The organism is Clostridium homopropionicum DSM 5847, from assembly GCF_001263795.1.
Classification (GTDB): domain Bacteria; phylum Bacillota; class Clostridia; order Clostridiales; family Clostridiaceae; genus Clostridium_H; species Clostridium_H homopropionicum.
The window spans coordinates 385,873-403,258 of record NZ_LHUR01000022.1; the positions used below are offsets into that span (position 1 = coordinate 385,873).

20 protein-coding genes are annotated in these 17,386 nt (G+C 32.1%); 4 read left to right on the plus strand and 16 right to left on the minus strand.

From position 1 onward, the window contains the following. Nucleotide 1 precedes the first annotated feature (1 nt). The 7 genes from CLHOM_RS09985 to CLHOM_RS10015 form a co-directional block, all read right to left on the minus strand. Nucleotides 2-520 carry a UvrB/UvrC motif-containing protein gene (locus tag CLHOM_RS09985; protein ID WP_052221551.1) on the minus strand — a complete coding sequence of 173 codons (519 nt, stop codon included), beginning with the start codon at nt 518-520 and terminating at the stop codon, nt 2-4. Between the two features lie 28 nt (nt 521-548). Next, nucleotides 549-1,007, minus strand: coding sequence for a CtsR family transcriptional regulator (locus CLHOM_RS09990; protein ID WP_052221552.1), 459 nt, complete (start codon nt 1,005-1,007; stop codon nt 549-551). Between the two features lie 304 nt (nt 1,008-1,311). Then, nucleotides 1,312-2,640 (minus strand): acetyl-CoA hydrolase/transferase family protein, encoded by a 1,329-nt coding sequence (locus tag CLHOM_RS09995; protein WP_052221553.1) that lies wholly within the window; start codon nt 2,638-2,640, stop codon nt 1,312-1,314. A gap of 25 nt (nt 2,641-2,665) precedes the next feature. Beyond that, nucleotides 2,666-3,703, minus strand: coding sequence for a 3-oxoacyl-ACP synthase (locus CLHOM_RS10000; protein WP_052221554.1), 1,038 nt, complete (start codon nt 3,701-3,703; stop codon nt 2,666-2,668). Nucleotides 3,704-3,770: 67 nt separating this feature from the next. Continuing rightward, nucleotides 3,771-4,190, minus strand: a complete 420-nt coding sequence (locus CLHOM_RS10005; RefSeq protein ID WP_052221555.1) for a hypothetical protein — start codon at nt 4,188-4,190, stop codon at nt 3,771-3,773. A 60-nt stretch (nt 4,191-4,250) separates the two neighbouring features. Then, on the minus strand, nt 4,251-5,789 hold the full coding sequence (locus CLHOM_RS10010; protein ID WP_052221556.1) for a sodium:solute symporter family transporter: 1,539 nt from the start codon (nt 5,787-5,789) through the stop codon (nt 4,251-4,253). After that, the gene (locus CLHOM_RS10015; protein WP_052221557.1) at nt 5,767-6,249 is read right to left on the minus strand and encodes a hypothetical protein; all 483 of its coding nucleotides are present in this window, start codon (nt 6,247-6,249) and stop codon (nt 5,767-5,769) included. The genes CLHOM_RS10010 and CLHOM_RS10015 overlap by 23 nt, the downstream gene beginning before the upstream one ends. Before the next feature lie 432 nt (nt 6,250-6,681). On the opposite strand from CLHOM_RS10015, the gene CLHOM_RS10020 reads away from it, so the two are divergent. Further along, nucleotides 6,682-8,094: a sigma-54 interaction domain-containing protein gene (locus tag CLHOM_RS10020; protein WP_052221558.1), complete on the plus strand. Its 1,413-nt coding sequence runs from the start codon at nt 6,682-6,684 to the stop codon at nt 8,092-8,094. Nucleotides 8,095-8,224: 130 nt separating this feature from the next. Here CLHOM_RS10020 and CLHOM_RS10025 read toward each other — a convergent pair whose 3' ends face one another. The 4 genes from CLHOM_RS10025 to CLHOM_RS10040 all read right to left on the minus strand — a co-directional run bounded on the left by CLHOM_RS10025 (nt 8,225) and on the right by CLHOM_RS10040 (nt 12,040). Beyond that, nucleotides 8,225-8,773 (minus strand): NADH peroxidase, encoded by a 549-nt coding sequence (locus CLHOM_RS10025; protein WP_052221559.1) that lies wholly within the window; start codon nt 8,771-8,773, stop codon nt 8,225-8,227. 172 nt (nt 8,774-8,945) lie between these two features. Then, on the minus strand, nt 8,946-9,938 hold the full coding sequence (locus CLHOM_RS10030) for a P1 family peptidase (RefSeq protein ID WP_052221560.1): 993 nt from the start codon (nt 9,936-9,938) through the stop codon (nt 8,946-8,948). Nucleotides 9,939-10,066: 128 nt separating this feature from the next. After that, on the minus strand, nt 10,067-10,663 hold the full coding sequence (locus CLHOM_RS10035; RefSeq protein WP_052221561.1) for an ECF transporter S component: 597 nt from the start codon (nt 10,661-10,663) through the stop codon (nt 10,067-10,069). Nucleotides 10,664-10,795: 132 nt separating this feature from the next. Beyond that, entirely contained in the window at nt 10,796-12,040 is a 1,245-nt protein-coding gene (locus CLHOM_RS10040) for an MDR family MFS transporter (protein ID WP_052221562.1), read from the minus strand. A gap of 209 nt (nt 12,041-12,249) precedes the next feature. Here CLHOM_RS10040 and CLHOM_RS18340 point away from each other — a divergent pair, with 209 nt between their 5' ends. Then, nucleotides 12,250-12,387 carry a hypothetical protein gene (locus CLHOM_RS18340; protein WP_161803217.1) on the plus strand — a complete coding sequence of 46 codons (138 nt, stop codon included), beginning with the start codon at nt 12,250-12,252 and terminating at the stop codon, nt 12,385-12,387. A 55-nt stretch (nt 12,388-12,442) separates the two neighbouring features. On the opposite strand, the gene panD is transcribed toward CLHOM_RS18340, so the two are convergent. The 5 genes from panD to CLHOM_RS10065 all read right to left on the minus strand — a co-directional run bounded on the left by panD (nt 12,443) and on the right by CLHOM_RS10065 (nt 16,539). Continuing rightward, nucleotides 12,443-12,814 carry an aspartate 1-decarboxylase gene (gene panD / locus CLHOM_RS10045; RefSeq protein WP_052221563.1) on the minus strand — a complete coding sequence of 124 codons (372 nt, stop codon included), beginning with the start codon at nt 12,812-12,814 and terminating at the stop codon, nt 12,443-12,445. Nucleotides 12,815-12,825: 11 nt separating this feature from the next. Next, a complete protein-coding gene (panC, locus tag CLHOM_RS10050) occupies nt 12,826-13,665 on the minus strand; it encodes a pantoate--beta-alanine ligase (RefSeq protein ID WP_052221599.1) in 840 nt (279 codons plus the stop codon). A 45-nt stretch (nt 13,666-13,710) separates the two neighbouring features. Next, complete coding sequence (panB, locus tag CLHOM_RS10055) at nt 13,711-14,538, minus strand: 3-methyl-2-oxobutanoate hydroxymethyltransferase (RefSeq protein WP_052221564.1); 828 nt, start codon at nt 14,536-14,538, stop codon at nt 13,711-13,713. Next, complete coding sequence (locus CLHOM_RS10060; protein ID WP_052221565.1) at nt 14,539-15,387, minus strand: Rossmann-like and DUF2520 domain-containing protein; 849 nt, start codon at nt 15,385-15,387, stop codon at nt 14,539-14,541. 240 nt (nt 15,388-15,627) lie between these two features. Continuing rightward, entirely contained in the window at nt 15,628-16,539 is a 912-nt protein-coding gene (locus CLHOM_RS10065) for a WG repeat-containing protein (RefSeq protein ID WP_052221566.1), read from the minus strand. Nucleotides 16,540-16,703: 164 nt separating this feature from the next. Here CLHOM_RS10065 and CLHOM_RS17910 point away from each other — a divergent pair, with 164 nt between their 5' ends. Then, nucleotides 16,704-16,886 carry a uracil-DNA glycosylase gene (locus CLHOM_RS17910; RefSeq protein WP_074782995.1) on the plus strand — a complete coding sequence of 61 codons (183 nt, stop codon included), beginning with the start codon at nt 16,704-16,706 and terminating at the stop codon, nt 16,884-16,886. Between the two features lie 82 nt (nt 16,887-16,968). Beyond that, nucleotides 16,969-17,370 carry a hypothetical protein gene (locus CLHOM_RS10070; protein WP_052221567.1) on the plus strand — a complete coding sequence of 134 codons (402 nt, stop codon included), beginning with the start codon at nt 16,969-16,971 and terminating at the stop codon, nt 17,368-17,370. Nucleotides 17,371-17,386 lie beyond the last annotated feature (16 nt).

Sequence of the window (17,386 nt, forward strand, 5' to 3'; positions counted from 1 at the left end):
GCTAATCTATTTCCTTCTCTACTTCTTTAATCTTGTCTCTTAGCTCCGCAGCTCTCTCATATTCTTCTAAAGTAATAGCCTTTTGTAATTCCTCTTTAAGCTGCAATATCTTCTTTTTGCTTATAAAATCTTTACCTGCCCTATTGGGTATTTTACCTAAATGTTCAGTATTACCTTGCAATCCTTTCACTACTTGTTGAATTGATGGTTTAAAATATTCATAGCATTCATTGCATCCAAGTAGTCCTTTTTCTTTAAATTCTCTATAGGATAAATTACATTTTTTACATCTAAGTTCTACATCACTGTTTACTTTTTCAGTTTTATTTACATAGTCCATTAGTCCACCTAAAATATTTGTAAACGAGAATGGTGTCATAATATCTATATCTGTAACCAAATTAAATTCCTGAGTTTTTCCTGCACAACTTGAACAAATATTAATTTCATTTTTTGTACCGTTCACTATTTTTGTAATATGAATTGTAGCTTCATTTTGTTTACATACTTCACAAATCATATAATCACCCCTTTTTTTATTTTCAGCACTATAACAATATTATTTTCAACATTGCCTTTAATATTTCAGATCTCAAATTATTTTTTTTATCTGCTTGTATCATGAGGCTTCTATCATTTATTGCAGCCTTCATAATATTAGCTTCTCTACTAGTTAATATTTTTCTTTCTAACAACCCATCAATAATTTTCATAGCACTATCATAAGTAATTCCATTCCCTATTTTCTCTTCAATCAACTTCCTTAAAGGCTCATTAGATTGAAATTCTACTTTCCTGATCTTAATAGATCCTCCACCACCTCTCCTGCTTTCTATATAATACCCACTTTCTGTTGAAAATCTGGTAGTCAAAACATATGTTATTTGAGATGGTGCACAGTTAAATTGAGTTGCTAAATCATTTCGTCCAATTTCCAGTTCGCTATTTCCACTTTCATTGAATAGCTCTTTTATGAATTCTTCAATTACATCAGATAGTCTTGCCATATAATCACCTCTTCCGACTTTGTCTTTCTTTGACTTTTATTAATTTTATATTATTATTTTTGTCTTTTATATTCAATTATTATACTTATTTATATTCCCATTTAATTCTTTATTATCTTTACTTATCTCTATTTTTCTTGTTTTTTCTTATAATAGCTTTATTTTTAAATTTAAATGGGTTGTCATCATATTATATGATAACAACCCTTATATGGAGTAATAAATATTTGGTAGGCTTTTACTAATTAGCAATCTTTCTGATGTTACGCAAAACATCATTCTCTTAAAATATATCTAGATTTAATTACCAAATTCCATTTTTCTTAGCTTCAAATCTTATTTCATCTCTAAAATCTGGATGAGCTATATTTATTAATCTTTCAACTCTTTCTCTTATGGCCCTTCCTCTGAGCCATGCAACACCATACTCTGTAACTACGTAGTCTACATCATTTCTTGATAAGCTTACTATTGCTCCAGGTTTCATCATTGGAACTATCTTTGAAACCTTCACTTTTTCTCCCTGCTCATTCTTAATATCAGCAGTAGAATAAAGTGCAATGATAGATTTTCCTTCCTCTGATAATTGGGCTCCTATAGCAGTATCTGCTTGACCTCCTGTTCCAGAGAACTGAACATGTCCAATAGCTTCTGAAGCACATTGTCCAAATAAATCTACCTCTAAAGTAGTATTAATAGAAGTCATTTTATAGTTCTGTCCTATTACATAGGAATCATTTGTCCACATACCATTTTTAAATAAAACTGATGGGTTATCATCTAAGAAATCATATAGCCTTCTAGTTCCTAATGCAAAGGTTGCTACTGATTTTTCAGGATATAAAGTTTTCTTAGAATTGTCTACAGCTCCGCACTCAATTAGATCCACCATACCATCAGTAAACATTTCAGTATGAATTCCAAGGTGTTTTTTAGACTTTAAGGCTTCTGCTACTGCATTAGGAATTCCCCCAATCCCCAATTGAATAGTTGCTCCATCTTCAACTAATTCAGCAATGTATTGTCCTATGATGGCATCCTTTTCTGTAAAAGGCACATTAGGAAGGGCAGGAACCTGGTAGCTTACTTCTACAATAGCATCTACTTGATTAATATTTATTGTAGTATCCCCGAAAGTTCTTGGAAGGTATGGATTTACTTCAACAATAACTAGTGCTTCATCATTTATTAATTGTTTCTCATAAGTACATCCTAAAGATAAACTTAAATATCCGTGATTATCCATAGGTGAAGCTGTAGCTAATAATACTTTCCTTCTTCCATCTGTAGCAAACAACTTCTTAGTTAATGCAGAATGTAAGTGTTGTGGTATATGGCTTACATTCGCATTTTTATGTGCTTTTCTTAAGCTAGGTGAATAAAACCATCCGTCTACAAAAATTGTATCTTTATACTCAGGATTTTTTATAAACTCATAATCCCCCATAGGTAAACAGTTTGTAAGAACACATCCTTTAACACCGTTTTCTCTAATCTTATGAAGTTCTTTTAATATATCCATAGGTTCGCTTCCACCTAAAGCAGTTATAAAAAGATCATTTGATTTTATCATTTTTAATACTTCTGGAATGCTTTTTACTTTACTTTTATATATATCATAAAACTTTTCCATATATTTCCTCCTCATTTATGGATTCTTATGCTTTTCCCCATCTAACTAAGCTGCATGAAAATGCGTATCCTGTACCAGCACCTAATAGGGCACATACAGTTCCGTCCTTTACTAAGCCTCTTTCTAATCCATGCTGCACTGCTAAGAGCTGGTCAACATGTCCACAATGCCCATCATCAGCTAGATATACTGTTTTTTCCTTATCTATTCCAAGGTCGTCCATTATAGCATAATGTGCTTTTGGAGCTATATGAGTTATTCCTATAAAATCTATATCTCTTTCATTTAAATTAGAATCTTTAAGTGCTAATCTAACAGCTCCTGTAAAATTAGGTATAGACCTAGTTGCTAAGTTCTTTTTTGTTCTTTCGGGGTCTGTCATATGAAGCAATCTTGCCTTTCTTAACTTTTCTGGATCCTGTGCGATTTCATCAGTAATTGGATTTAATGTTCCACCCCATTTTCCTATTGCATCATCGCAGAAAATATGGTCAGTTATTACGCCAGATCCTAAGAGTTCATTTTCCATATGACCTCTCTTTAAAATAAGAGCAAATCCAGCTGGAGACATATCAAACATATTAGATTGATTTGGATCTTCAAGATCTATTAAATAAGCATTAGCATTTCCTCCTGCAACTAATACTGTATTTAAAGTATCATCTGCATACATCATATCCTTAGCAACCTTTAAAGCTAGCGGAGTTCCGGCACATCTAAAGGATAAATCCCATGCATAAGCCTTATCAGCGCCTATTTCGTTTTGTATCTTTATTGCTACTGTCCAACAAGTATATTCGCAGTATGTTTCTCCTGCATATAATATCATATCTATTTCTTTTGGATTTATTTTTGTTTTTTCTAATAATCTCTTAGTTGCTTTAGTTGCCATCATTCCAGGATGGTCTTCTGGTCCACCTATATGCTTACTATTAACTCCCATCTTGTTTCTTAATACATCTGCTGGAATATTTACTATTTCTGATAGTTCCTCAGCAGTCATAATTTGTTCTGGTAAATAATTTTCAAAATCAACTATACCTACGTGAAAATCTTTTTTCATAATAAAACCCTCCTACATGTTTTTATAAATTTAATATTTTAAGTCAGCTGAGCTAACATTATAATCTCTATTTAATTTCAGCCTTTTCCTTTAAATATGGCTTAACTAAGTTGTAATATGCTTCTGTATCAATCCTGTCTTTACTAAACAAAACTAGCTTATCATCTAAGCCTTTTGCATTAATTTCTATCCTTGCATTAGTAAAAAAGCTTCTCTTTTTGAACACTATTTTCTCAATGTCCTGGAATCTTATTGTAAAATTTTCTCTGTTCTTTTTTAAAATATCCCTAGCGTTCATGCCGTCATATTCATACACCTTTACTGGGCTTACATGTAATATCCAAGTTCTATAGCTTTTTATTAAATAATCCACTACTATTTCTTCATCAGTAAAAACCACATTGTAATAAATCATATTTAGCGGACAGTTTCTAAGCATATTTTCCATAACACTAATAACTTTATTTTTAGTTATGCCATATTCCATACAATCTTCCCCCATTTATTTAGGCAAATGGGCTATAGCCCATCTGCCAATAGTATTAGATTAACAATCCATAACTGCTTCTAGATTCTTTTCCAATTTAACTTCCTTAGTAGCCATAGAAACAACTATTAGTAGTATCAATGAAACAGCTAAAGCAAAACTTCCATTGTGCAAACCAATTTTAGCAAGAGAATTCATATACCAATCAGCCTTTAGTGTTTTAGACATTTCTAAAATTACTGAAATTCCTAGTCCTGAAGCTATAGATACAACTGCTCCTTCTTTTGTAGCTCTCTTCCAGTTGAATCCAAGACCTATTGCTGGTGCCAATGCAGCTGCAAAGGTACCCCATCCAAAAGCTCCTAATAAGGCTATTCCATCTTTTCCAAGTCCTACTGCTAATACAACTGATAATATTCCACAGCCTATTGAAGCAACTCTTCCTAAGAAAAGTTCTTGTTTACTATCTAAAGTCTTACCGAAAGCAAATGGTATATCACGTACAATAGAAGCAGAAGCTATATTTATAAATGAATCTCCAGTTGACATTACTGCTGAAGCTATACCTGCAAAAGCAATTCCAGTTAAAACTGGGTTAGTAAAATTCATTAAGAATACAGTTATAGCATCATCTGGATTAGTAAGTGCAGGTATCTTTCCAGATACAACTAGTGATTTAACTACAACGCCTACGCCAAAAGCTAAGAAACCAGTTAGTATTGCAGGAATTGTTGTAAAAAGAGCACCCCATTTTAATTTTCTAATATCCTTAACCATAAAGAATTTATGAACTAAGTGAGGTTGGCCAACTACTCCCATTGCCATTATGAAGTATGAGCACATAGCAGCTATTGGTGTACCTAGCCCAAAAGGTCCTACGAATTTAAAACCTGCTCCCCCTTTAGCTAAAGCCTGAGAATTAGCTATTGTTTCTGTAATATTAAGCATTCCATTTCCTGTTTTTAATACATATAAGAATATTGCTATAGAAGCTATTGCCATCATGGTTCCTTGGAAAACGTCAGTATAAATACCTGCAAGCATTCCTCCGCCGATAGCATAGATAAGCATTACTATCATGCCTATAATTAACCCAGTTACAACTGGTATATTGAATACGTATCCTATAATAACCCCCATTGCTAATAGTTGAGTTGCTAAATATAAAACAGTACCAGCTATAGTAGCTATTGCTGCAAGCCCAGAAGCGGCTTTACTTTTGTATCTTACATATATTGCATCTGCAACTGTCATACAGTCGCTAACTTCAACCAATAACCTCATTCTTTTTCCTACAATAACCCATAGAATAACGAACGCCATACCGGTTGAAATAGTAAGCCATATTACTCCTGTACCTATGCTATAAATTAATCCTGGGCATCCAACAAATAACCATCCTGACATAGTTGCTGAGAAAGCTGCCAAAGCTAGAGGAATAGGTCCTATAGATTTTCCTGCTATGAAGAAGTCGGCAGAACTCTTTGTTCTTCTTGTTGCCCATGCCCCTATCAGTAAAACTATAATCATGTAAATAATTACTATTGATCCTATTATCCCCATACCACTACCTGTATTACTTGCTAATAGTAGATTCATTTCCTCCAACTCCCTTCATAACATTGTCTGAACTGGATAACAATTTAGCACCAGTTTTTTGTTCAAATTCCCTTATCCACTCATCTCTTAAATAATCTTTTTCAAATCTTAAGCAGAAAGTTAAAGTACCTGTTATTATTAGAAGAATCCAATAGACAAAGAACATGATTCCTGTTGGCAATGGATACCCAAATAAATAACTCTTAGTTATATTTTCAGGAACTGCTGTTAAATTTAGCATTGATATAAGAGATCCAACCATAATGATGAAAGAAATTATCCACCAAAACTTTTGTACTCCATGGACCTTCCCATTCTTAGACGCGCCAGCAAATAACCATGTAAATAGGAAAAGCGGCATTGCTACTGCAAATAAATAGCTGTTTTTAGTAAACTGTGCTATAACAAATATAATAGCCGTTAGTAAGAGAACGATTACATACTTTTGATTTTTATCCACTATAATTACCTCCTTTAATATATTGATAGATATTCCTACTATCCCCCTTTACTAATATGTGTGTTTTCTATTTGCCTATATTAATAGCAGGTATTGTGCCAATTTTATTAAGTTATGATAAAAGCCTTATTCCTCAGCACTTTTACAAGTTTTTATAATTCAAAAACGCACATTCATTTTAGAAACAAATAGTTACTAACAGAAAACGTTTTCCTGAAAACCTTTGCTAGTCCAATCCTTACTGGAAAGTATAACTAAAAGTTACACTTAATAAATTGTTACACTTTGCTTTTAAAATTTAATCACTATTAAATTTTTATATTTTTTACATAAATTATTTTTATTTTTTATGCGTTTTATAGTATATTTTAACTTTTAATCTAGTATAATAAGTGTTAGAATAATGATATATACTATTAAGGAGGAGATTCAATGCAAGAACAAACTAGTAAGAGCAATATAGACAAGCTACTCACCTCCATACCCCCTTCAATTTTCAACAAATTGCCTCTTCCAATTAACTTTGTAGATGAAAATTGTAGAGTTATTGTGATGAATCAAGCTTTTTTGGATTACATAGGTAGTTCTATAAAAGACGTAGTAGGAAAACACCTATCAGAGGTAGACCCCTCAGTAAGACTTCCTTTAGTTTTAAAAACTGGAATACCGGAGCTTGGCCGTAAACATAAATTTCATAATGGCAAAGAGGCCCTTGTGGATAGAATACCTCTTATAGATGAAGGGAAAGTTATGGGAGGTGTAGGCATTATACTTTTAGATGATTTAACTAATCGGGAGCTTAGAAATAGTATAATCACTACAATTAATCCATCTATTCCTGAAAACGTTTTGGAAACCTTTAGACCTAAATATAACTTTGATGATATACTTAGCCAATCGCCTATTGGTAAAAAGTGCAAATCACAAGCAAAATCCTTTGCTGTTACGGATCTTCCAGTGTTAATCACAGGTGAGAGCGGAGTAGGAAAGGAACTTTTTGCTCACTCTATTCATGATTTTAGCAATAGACATAATAAACCATTTGTAAGTGTTAATTGTGCTGCAATCCCTGAACAGCTTATAGAATCCGAGCTTTTTGGCTATGAAGGAGGTTCCTTTACTGGTGCAAATAAGGGAGGAAAACCTGGTAAATTTGAACTAGCTAATGGTGGGACAATCTTTCTAGACGAGATTGGAGATCTTCCTTTAAGTATGCAGGTAAAGCTTTTAAGAGCCTTACAAGAAAACCAAATTGAAAAAATAGGTAGTAATAAGATGATAAATACAGATGTACGAATAATAGCAGCTACTAACTGTAACCTAGAAGAAAAAGTAGCCAAAAAAGAGTTTCGTGCTGATTTATATTATAGATTAAATGTGTTAAACTTGCATGTACCTACTCTTAAAGAGAGAAGTGCCGATATAGCAATCTTAATTGACCACTTTATTACTTCTTTTTATCAACGTTGTGGTATTATAAAAACTTTTCCTCAAGAAATTATTGATATATTAGTTCAATACGATTGGCCAGGCAACATAAGAGAGCTTCGAAATATTGTTGAAAGACTAGCAGTTGTATCCCCTGGAGAAGAGATAAGCAAAGATGCTCTTCCAAATTACATACTTGAGACAAGCTACAAAAGTACAGCAAAGCTATATACTTCCTCTCTAACTTTAAAAAGCTCCTTAAATAATATACTTGAAGAAGTTGAAACTCAAATAATAAAAGATACCCTTAGATCTTGTAACTTTAATAAATCTCAAGCAGCTGATATACTGGGAATCCCTAGAATGACACTATATAGAAAACTTAAAAAAATAGAGTCAGAAGAAGTATCAGAATAGTAATTTATTATGTAAAAAAGCTTAGTTTTATACTATTTGCATAAAACTAAGCTTTTTATATTTAAAGCAGAATAACATTAGCTAATTTATATATAACATATTATTTTATTCACATATTATAATTTTATTTTTATCCGAAGTATCTGTTTAATAATCCTTGGAATGCAGCTCCGTGTCGAGCTTCATCTTTGCACATTTCATGTACTGTATCATGAATAGCATCGTAGTTAAGCTTTTTAGCAAGTGTAGCTAAATCTTTCTTTCCTTGACATGCACCATGTTCTGCATCAACTCTCATTTGAAGATTTTCCTTTGTGCTGTCTGTTACAACTTCTCCTAATAATTCAGCAAACTTGGCAGCATGTTCTGCTTCTTCAAATGCAATTCTCTTATAAGCTTCTGCAACTTCAGGGAAACCTTCTCTATCTGCTTGTCTGCTCATTGCTAAATACATTCCTACTTCAGTACATTCTCCCATAAAGTTTGCTTTTAATCCTTCAACTACTTCTGGATCTATTCCTTGAGCAACTCCTATTTTATGTTCATCAGCCCATTGTAATTTTTCTCCTTCAGTCTTTTCTATAAATTTATCCTTTGATGCTCTACATTGAGGGCATATTGCTGGTGCTTCCTCTCCTACATGAGTGTATCCACATACTGAACAAATAAACTTTTTCATTTAATATTCCTCCTATATTCCTAATTTTTTAATATTTTTTATTACTTAATAATTATTATTAATTGATCTACTATTACTATACTATTACTAATGTATTTAATCAAATTCTATTTTTCTCAAAATGCACTATATATTGAATATAGATCTCACCTGCTTTGTTTTTCTAATCATTTTACCATTTTTCACTAAAATACATTTTCTTAAATGATAAATCTTTAAAAGCCTTATATCCATAAATTCCTTCTGCATTTTTTACCCCACTTACAATGGCTTTTTCCATAACTCTTGCAGCTAAAGCTCCTATTACATTAACATCTGCTTCAATTTTCCCTGTTGAAAGACAAAATATTGTATCTCCATCGAACATAGTGTGAACTGGATGAATAGCCATAGCATATCCGTTATGGGCCATAGAAGCTACTTTATTAGCCTCTGCTTTTGTTAATTTAGCATTTGTAATAATACAACCTATAGTAGTATTCCCATTAAATAGATTTTTTTTGTTATCATAACGAGACATCATTATTTCTTCAGTATTTCTGATACTTTCTCTATTTTCACTTAATACTCCACCTATAGCTTTACCTGTTTCAAAGTCTAGTACATCTCCTAAGCAATTTACTGCAACTACAGCACCAACTATTAAATCTCCTACCTTAACTGTATAAGTACCAAGTCCACCTTTCATAGCAAATTCAGGACCAAGAACCTTTCCTATAGTTGCTCCTGCTCCTGCTCCTACATTACCTTCAGTAAAACTTTCATTACTTGAATTTATGCATGCCTCATATCCCATTTCTTTATTTGGTCTAATTTTATGATTGCCTATTACCAAATCAAATAATGCTGCTCCACACACAATAGGTACTTTGGTAACTCCTACATCAAACCCTACGCCTTTTTCTTCCAGATACTTCATAACACCAGCAGCAGCATCTAATCCAAAGGCACTTCCTCCTGTTAAAAGGACAGCATGAATCTTATCTACCATATTTACAGGATTTAATAAGTCTGTTTCCCGTGTTCCTGGTGCTCCCCCTCTAACATCTACTCCTGCAACGGCACCTTCTTCACAAATAATTACTGTGCAGCCAGTAGCTGCTTCCAAATCTTCAGCATGACCAATTTTTATTCCCTGTATATAATTAATTTTTATTACTTCCATTTTAAGTCCTCCTAATAGTTATATTTCCATCAAATAATATATAAAGATATCTAACCTATGTATTTTTAAATCATAAGATAATAAAAGCAGTAAAAACATTATCTGCTTTTACTGCTGCTAAATCTAAATTAGTTTTTTCTTAGTTTTTTTAAGGCTAAAATTACTCCAACGGTAATTATTACTGCTACAATTATTTCTGGAATTCCGTGTGTAACACCTATTGTAACAATTGCTTTTCCTACAGCGTCCACTGAAACTTTAAATGCTACAGCAGCAGTTTCTGCATATAATAAGTACAACATTCCTAAGAAACCAAAAGTATTGATTGCTGTACCAATGGCTGCACTTATTCCAACTCTAATCTTATCACTTTCAATTGGCAAGGACTTGTACGCATAATATGCTCCAACACCAATTAAAATTCTTGGCAATACTGATACCATAGGATTTAATATTGCTGGAAGAAGAATATTTCCTGTAGTAATAGCACGAATTATGCTCAAAATACCAAATATCAATCCCATGATAGCACCTATAACAGGTCCTTCAAGAATTGCAGCTATAATAACAGGTATGTGCATTATTGTAGCGTTTACTGGTGGCACCGGAATTATTCCAAGTGGAGTAAATCCAAGAATTACTGAAATAGCTGAGAGCATAGCAAGAGTTGTTAGCTTTCTTGTGCTAGCTTTTGCTTTTGTGTTAGTATAAAGTTTTCTTTCCATTAATTTTCCCTCCGTTCTTATTCCCCATTAGGATATAAGTCGAATAGCCTAAACTTAAATATTAAATTATTTAATAATATTCTAGTTCAGTTTCTAAGTTAGAATACCGACTTGTAAACATTTTACCACCTTTTAATTATATTTCAAAGATGTTTTTTTTATTTTATAATCCTTTTTTTCTTTTAGATATATCATATACATTAGGATTGTTGCACCTAAGGCTAAGACAAAAACAAGAGGCCAAGCCATTCTTACCCCCCTATTTAGTATATAAATTCCCATTATACTTGGGCCAATAGCATTTCCAGCTCCAGATATTAATGGCAATACAGAATTAACTCTTCCTCTATGTGACATAGGAGTATTATTTGCAATGTACACTCCTTGGTTTGTGGCTGATAAAATTTCCCCAATAGTCCAGATTATTGTTGAAACTATTAAGAAACTATAGTTCTTTACAAAGTATAGCATTCCAAAACCAACTGCATAGAATAAGCCTGCAATTGCAATATTTAATATTGGTTTGTTTTTTCTAGTAAGTCCTATAATGATAAATGTACAAGCCACTACCACTACTGCATTTACGGATATTAATGACCCAAATAATACAGAGCCTTCTTCTGGATATATATTTTTAACCTGTAATGGTAGAGAAAAATTACTTTGTGCATATATAAAAGAATATATAATAGATACTAAAGAAAATGCCAAAAGTGCAGGTCTCTTTAAAATAACTGATATAACATTTCCTGTTTCACTTTTTTCGTTTTCATTCATATCTTGATGATTGCTATTATGAATACCCTCTTTAACCATTGTGGCTACAAGAATTATTGAAATAAATGTAGTTAAAGCATCTCCCCAGAAAATCCATTGAATATAGTTTTTATATAGTACTCCTGCGATTATTGGTCCAATAGCTACTCCAATATTTATTCCTAAATATAATAGTGAAAAAGCCTGCTGTCTGTTTTTATTATTGGTTAAATCTGCTACCATAGCAGCATTAGCAGGTTGTACAGCTCCAGTGAAAAATTGCATTGCTATTAAAAACCACGGAATTAATATAGAACTTCCTAAAAAACCACAAGGAATCAGCATAATTGCTGCCATACTTTGAAAAAATAAAATTACCTTCTTTCTTCCTATAATGTCTGCAAGTTTTCCTCCAAGTAAAGAACCTAATGCACCTGCTACAGCAGCCATCATCATAAAGCTCCCTACTTTGTTTGTACTCATTCCCATTTTTTCTGTGAGAAACAATGTTAGAAAAGGAAAAACAAAATTCCCCAAACAATTTACTATTCTTGCAAAAAATAGTACTATTATGCTTCTTGGTAATTTTGCATACTCTTTTAAATCTTTACCTAAAGCCATTTTAATCACCCATTTCCTATTATTACAAAATCCATGTTTTTATATTGTAACATTTCTATTCACAAAAACATATACTTTTAAAATAAAAAATTTATGAACCTTTTAGATAAAGAATAAAAAAATCTATTGCAAATTAATTACAAAAACAATATAATATGGAATATATTTCAAATTATATTGCTATTATACAACGGGAGGTGTAACACATCATGGAAAACTCATCTAGAATACTTGAAAATACTAATATGGATAAAGCTCCTAAAGCTTCAAAAGAGGTTAAAATAAAAAAAACCATTCAGATTACACAAGAAGTAATAGAAGATTGTCTATCAACCTGCTTAGGTTAAAAAAAGGGATTGATTTAGCATCCTATACCATGCTATTCAATCCCTTAATTACTAGCTAGTTTTTTTCATAATTAGTAACTTTATCTATTGTATTGTTCTCCTTTGCAAAAACCACGATAGGCTCATGAGACTTTGCTTCTGCTTCATCCATTTCGCAATAAGCCATTATTATTATTTTATCTCCTGTATGAACGCATCTGGCAGCAGCACCATTTAAACATATTGTGCCACTATTTTCTTCTCCCGGAATAACATAGGTTTCAAATCTACTTCCATTATTTATGTCAACAATTTGAACCTTTTCATACTCTAATATATTCGCCGCCTTCATTAAAGCTGTATCTATTGTTATACTTCCTACATAATTTAACTCAGCTTGAGTTACAGTTACCCTGTGTATTTTAGATTTTAACATGTGCAATATCACGTCTTGTCCTCCTAAAAAATAATATTGTCTATAAGCCTGGTCTTTCCTATGAAAACTGCAATGGCTATAAGTATTTCCTTTTCCACCTTTTCTACAGGTTTTAAAGTAATACTGTCTACTACTTCAACATAATCAATTTTTGCAAGGGGTTCACTATTTAATACTTCTTCAATTACTCTTTTAATGCTTTTAGTATTTCTTTCCCCTTCACTTAAAACATTTCTTGCCTTATTTAAGCTTTTACTTAAAATCAAAGCTGCTTTTCTTTCTTCTTTTGAAAGATAAGTATTTCTAGAGCTTTTAGCTAATCCATCTTCTTCTCTGATAATTTCGCAGCCCACTACTTCAAGGTCAAAGTTTAAATCTCTAACCATTCTCTTTATTACAGCTAACTGCTGAGCATCCTTTTGACCAAAATAAGCTTTATCAGGAGTCACAATATTGAAAAGTTTTGAAACTACTGTACATACTCCTCTAAAGTGGCCTGGTCTTTTACTTCCACAAAGTCCTTCTGTAAGTTCTTCTACATCTACAAAGGTAGATGCATCCTTAAAATACATTTCTGATGCTTCAGGATTAAATAATATGTTTGCCCCTGCATCACTGCAAAGCTTTTTATCTCTCTCAATATCTCTTGGATATGTGCTTAAGTCCTCCTTTGGACCAAATTGTATTGGATTAACAAAAACACTTACCACTACTCTGTCATTTTCCTTAACTGCTCTATCTATTAAGCTTTTGTGTCCTTCATGTAGAAAACCCATGGTTGGCACAAGCCCTATAGTCAAACCTTCCTTTTTCCAACTTTTAATATTTTCTTTTAATTCTTTAACACTAGATATAGTCTTCATAGCTTTATTAGCAGAAAATTTTCCGCCTTCTCCCCCTTTGTCCAATTAGTAAAGTTTATTTAATACTTCTTCATCAATTTTAAAACAGTGCTCTTTTGCAGGGAAAGTACCCTTTTGAACCTCTTCTATGTATTTACTAAAGCCCTGCTTCATTATTGTGCCAACATCCGCAAACTTCTTTACAAACTTTGGCGTCATATCTGAAAACATTCCTAACATGTCTTGATATACAAGAACTTGACCATCACAGCTTGCACCAGCTCCTATACCTATAGTCGGAATTGATACCTCTCTTGTGATTATCTCAGCTAGCTTTTCAGGAATGCCCTCTAGAGTTATTGAAAATACTCCAGCCTCTTCTAGACTTTTAGCATCTTCAATTATTTGTCTTGCTACCTCTTCACTTTTTCCTTGGACTTTAAATCCACCAAACATGTTTATTGATTGTGGTGTAAGTCCAATGTGCCCCATTACAGGAATTTGAGCTTTAACTATTGCTTTAACTTGCTCAAGTACTATAGCTCCTCCTTCTAATTTAACTGCCTGAGCTCCCCCCTCTTTTATGAGTCTTCCCGCATTAACCACAGCATCATAAACTGAAGTTTGATAAGACATAAATGGCATATCTCCAATAACTAAAGCATTCTTAGCTCCCCTTGATACAGCCTTAGTATGATGAATCATATCCTCCATGGTAACACTTAGGGTGTCCTTGTAACCTAGACAAACCATTCCCAAGGAATCGCCTACTAAAATCCCGTTAATATTTGCTTCATCCATCAATTTAGCAGTTGAATAATCATAAGCAGTAAGTACAGTTAATTTTGTACCTTTTTCTTTTGCTTCTTTAAATGTGGTTACAGTATTCTTCATTTAGAATCCCCCTTGTAAATATTCTTCTAATTTCTTATAATCTCTTCCTGGATTTTTAACTTTTGAAAGTTCTAACAAGTTTTTTGAGAGCAATCTATACAGCTCTAGATCTTCACTTTTTATAACTTTCACATGAGATTTTATGGTTCCTAAATCGCATCGTTCAATAGGACCTGTAACTGAATTTACAAAGCCTTTTTTTCTTATATTGTCTATGTTCCCTTGTATAAGAGGAAATAACGCTTTTATTGCATTTTCTTTATCAATATTGCATTCCTCTAAATAGCTGCAGCCTAAATCTAGCAGCGGCAAAACTAAGTTTGAAACTACAACATTGGCTAAATGATACGTAGATTTTTTTGTAGAATCAATTTTAATAACCCTGTTACCTAAATTCTCAAAAAAACCACATAGATAGTTTAGGCATTTTGCACTACCTTCAATGGAAAAATATGCGTTTTCTAAATACTTGTAGGAATTAAATTTGTCCGAGAATGGGAACATAGGATGAATAGAATACCCGAATGCACCTGAATTGTTAATATTCGAGAAGATTTCCGAAGACACTGAGCCACTGGTGTGGCATATAATTTTATCATTTAAATCTAAACTGCTTATTTTCTGCCATATATCACTAATACTATCATCGGGAACCGTAATAAAAATTGTATCACTATTATTAATAAGATCCCTTAAATTATCGTAAGCTAAAGAGTTCGTAAATTCAGAAGCTTCATATGCAGACCTTAAGGTTCTACTATAATATCCCTTAATATTTACACCCTTGTTTAAAAAATATTTTCCTAAGGAGCAGCCTACTTTGCCAGCTCCTATAAAACTTATGTTCAATAGGCATCACCTCTTTTATATTTTTATAGAAGTGACACAAAAAATCTCCAGCTATGTGGAGATAACAATTTCCCTTATAGCAGTCTCATTCCATGTGATATGAGCAGATTAAAATAAAATTATATTTGAATATAACAAACCGGTGCAGCTCCCTGTGGATACTACCCATCAGTTTCAGTTTACCACAATCTCTTTGTCAATACAATTTAAAAAGATACTTATATGAGAAAAACCTCAAAATTACTTTTGAGGTTTCCAAACATATTCTCCAGTTTTATTAATATATCCTATTTTTTTATCAATCTCCACAAATGCTAATCCATCTATGAATTCGAAGGCTTCATCAAATTTAGGCTCAATAACCATATTCCCAGAAATATCTACATATCCCCATTTATCATTAATTAAAACTGCAATCAAACCTTCACTTAACATATCAATATCGTCATATACTATAGGAATTACTATTTCTCCATTTTTATTAATATATCCATACTTATCCTCTTTGCACACAGCAGCATAACCATTAATAAAATCATCAGTTTCATCAAATTGAGGTTTTATTATTATTTCTCCAGCTTTGTTAATAAACCCATAGCCTTCTTTTAATTCCACTGCGGCTAATCCATCTTCAAAATCCAATGCAATTAGGTATTGAGGCTTTATAACCACATTACCTTCTCTATCAATATAGCCAAATTTATCTTCAAAGTCTACTGATGCAAGCCCTTCACTAAAGCTATGTGCATAATTATAATTAGGTTCTATTACCATATTGCCATCTTTATCTATGTATCCTTGCTTACCTCCTACTTGAACTAATGCTAAACCTTCGCTAAAATCATATGCATCTAAAAATGAAAATGGTATTACCTCTTCGCCTTTCTCATTTATATATCCCCATTTATATCCAATCTGTACTGCTGCTAATCCTTCCGAAAATAGATTTGCTTCCTTGAATCTAGGCTCTATTACAAATTCTCCATTAGTATTTATATACCCACGCTGACCCTTAACTCCGATTATTGCAAGAGATCCATAAAAATCCTCTGCATAATCATATTTAGGTTCAATAACTATTGTACCCGAATTATCTATATATCCGTATTTACCATTAACTAATACTGGATATAAAGTTTTTTCTCTATTCATTTTATTCCTCCTGAAAAATTCATTTTTAAACATTAAACTTTACTTACCTGTTATTTAATTATATCCTACTTTTCATATTATTACATATAATTAAGCTGATTATTTAAGATGCTACAATAATATGTTAAAATTAAATATTGAAATCATTGAAAGGATATAATATTATGAGTAGTAAAATTAACTGTAGACTATGCAAATACTTTTTTATAACTTGGAATAAGTTATCTCCTTATGGTTGCAAATCAATGGGCTTTAAGTCTAAATTAATGCCTAATACTATTGTTCTCCAAACTACAGGTAAAAATTGTTTAAGTTTTCAACCCAAACATACAAGTATAAGTAAATAGACCTTCTCTAAATAGTAAGCCTTATTAATTATAATATAATTTATTTTTATGAAAGTATGTTACAATAATATTTAAATATATTATGGAAGGTGATATTATTAATAATCTAGAAATAATCTTATCAAAAGAAGCATACAATGAATTTAAGAGTTTACTTGAGGCTAATAAAAAAGATTATTCTTGTGTAAGAATGTCTTATTTAAATACCTGCTGTAAAAAGTCTCATATTGACATATATCTAGATGATCTACTAAATAAAACAGAATATGCATCTAAAAATGTTGATGGTATTCTTTTTTTATTTGATAAAGGTATACTGGATAATATTGAAAAAATAGAGTTTATATATGAAAATTCCACTATAAAAATAAAATCCACTTCTAAAGGCAATAAAATAAATACTTGCTCAAAAGCTGCTGCAAAAGGTTGCCATTCTAGAGAAGGGGCTAGCTCTTGCAATAATTGCAATTGCTCTTCTCATTAGTTTAAGGGAGGCTTTA